Below are 2,277 nucleotides of genomic sequence, written 5' to 3' on the forward strand. Positions count from 1 at the left end.
GAACAAAGAATCCTTCGGCGCGAAAATGAGCGCTGGAACCAGGACGATAATCGCCGCACATTGCCTTTTGAGTGGGGTATCGAGCATCTGGGCGCCCCCGCGAACGATCCGGAGCCTCGCGAATTTCTCTTCCGCTATGCCAGTGAGGCGCTCGCCCGGAGCGACGACTTTTTCGCTACCCCGGCGACGGACGACTATCAGTTCCGAGACAACCTGCTGAGCTTTCCGAGCGCCGTCCGGACCGCGTACGCGGTGAACAACACCGTTTACGCCCGGCTCTTCCCGGCCGGAAAGGGCAAGCGAGCGGTGATTATCCTGCCGCAGTGGAATGCCGACGAGCGAAGTCACGTCAACATTTGCCAGTTCCTGAACCGCTGCGGTGTGGCGGCGCTTCGGCTCAGTATGCCCTATCACGACCGGCGGAAACCGGACGGGATCGAGCGGGCTGACTACATGGTTTCGCCCAACATCGGTCTGACGCTCCAGGCTTCGCGCCAGGCGGTGATGGACGTCAAGCTCTCGGCCCGCTGGCTCGAGCAGCGAGGCTACACGCGCCTCGGGATTCTGGGAACGAGTATCGGATCGGCCGTCGCCTTTATTGCCATGGCGCACGAGCCGGCTCTCCGCGCCGGGGTCTTTCTCCATGTCTCCACCTATTTCGGCGATGTGGTGCGCACCGGGTTAACCACCTCGCTGGTCTGGGCCAGCTTGCGCGATCACGTGACACCGGAAGAGATTCGCCGCTTCTGGGCGCCGATCAGCCCCTTCCCCTACGTGCATCGCATGGTTGGCCGCGACGGGCAATGCCTGCTTATTTCAGCAAAGTATGATCCCTCTTTTTTGCCGGAATTTTCGCGGCATTTGTTTGCTGAGCTCGACCGCTATCAGATTGGGCACGAACGCCTGGTTTTGCCTTGCGGGCACTACACGCTCGCCGATTTGCCCTTCAACTATATCGCTGCTCTCCGCTTTGCCACCTTCCTGCGCCGGGCGCTGGGCTAGTTTGCTGCCGGGGGTAGCGGCTTCAGGCGGGCCCCGTACCGATTCCGGTACGGGGCGGGCATTGCCTGACGCGGTGAAATGTCGGCCTAAAGGACGCCGCTACGTCAGCGCTTGCTTGAGAACCTGTTGGAATTTTCCGGCGGCAATCAAGGTGGACACTTCGGCGATGTCTTGGGCCAGGCTGCGATCTTTGAGGACTCGGGGCGAGACGGAACGCACCAGCCGGTAGGCTTTCATGGCTGCCGGGCCCGTCTGAAGTGGAGCGAGAAAGTCCAGCCCCTGGCAGGCGGAGAGGAGTTCCATGGCCAGGATGTTGCGCACGTTCGACACTACCTGCCGCGCCTTGAGCGCTGCGCCCATCCCCATCGAAACGTAGTCTTCCTTGTTACCGGAAGTGGTGATGGAATCGACCGACGCGGGATGACTCGCCGTCTTGTTTTCCGAAGCGAGCGCGGCGGCGGCGACCTGGACCATCATGAAGCCGGAATGGAGCCCCGGGTGCTCAGCCAGGAAGGGCGGCAGTTCGGACAGCGCCGGGTTGACCAGCCGTTCGATGCGCCGTTCGCTGATCCCGCCCAGTTGCGTAAGCGCAATCGCCAGAAGATCCAGGGCCAGCGCCAGCGGCGCGCCGTGAAAATTTCCGCCGGAAAGAACGACGCCGTCTTTCGAGAAGACCAGCGGGTTGTCGGTCGCTGAATTCATCTCAATTTCAAAAACGCGCAGCACGTAGGCCAGCGCGTCGCGCACCGCCCCGTGAACCTGAGGCATGCAACGCAGCGAGTAGGCATCCTGCATCCGGCTGTCCGACGCGGCGGACCGATGCGATTCGCGAATCTGGCTGCCGCGGTTGAGCGCCACAAGATGGCGAGCCACCGCCTGCTGGCCGGGATGGGGCCGCACCGCGTGGATTCTTCTGTCGAAAGCTACCGGCGTGCCACGCAGCGCGTCGAGCGAAAGCGCCCCGGCAACATCGGCTGTGTCCGCGAGAATCTCCGCATCGAGAAGGGCAAGCAGCCCGAGGCCAAGCATGCCCTGCGTGCCGTTCAGGAGCGCCAGACCCTCCTTGGCCTCGAGCGTGATGGGTTTCATGCGGGCGCGCTTCAGAGCTTCCGCGCCCGGCAGGCATTCTCCGCGATAGACCGCTTCGCCTTCTCCGATGAGCACGAGGGAAAGATGCGCCAGCGGCGCCAGATCGCCGGAGGCCCCGACCGAACCGCGGGAGGGAACCACCGGATGAACGCCGCGGTTGAGCATCTCGCACAGCGCTTCAATCAC

At 63.2% G+C, this 2,277-nt stretch carries 2 protein-coding genes; one reads left to right on the forward strand and one right to left on the reverse strand.

What is annotated here, in order from left to right; genetic code table 11:
• Window positions 1–1,002, forward strand: a 1,002-nt coding sequence (locus VIH17_08945) for a prolyl oligopeptidase family serine peptidase (protein HEY4683360.1), incomplete at its 5' end; no start/stop codon positions are given.
• 99 nt (window positions 1,003–1,101) lie between these two features.
• Here VIH17_08945 and hutH read toward each other — a convergent pair.
• The coding region (hutH, locus tag VIH17_08950; GenBank protein ID HEY4683361.1) for a histidine ammonia-lyase at window positions 1,102–2,277 on the reverse strand (1,176 nt) is incomplete at its 5' end.

The sequence above is a fragment of the Candidatus Acidiferrales bacterium genome, assembly GCA_036514995.1.
Lineage (GTDB): Bacteria > Acidobacteriota > Terriglobia > Acidiferrales > DATBWB01 > DATBWB01.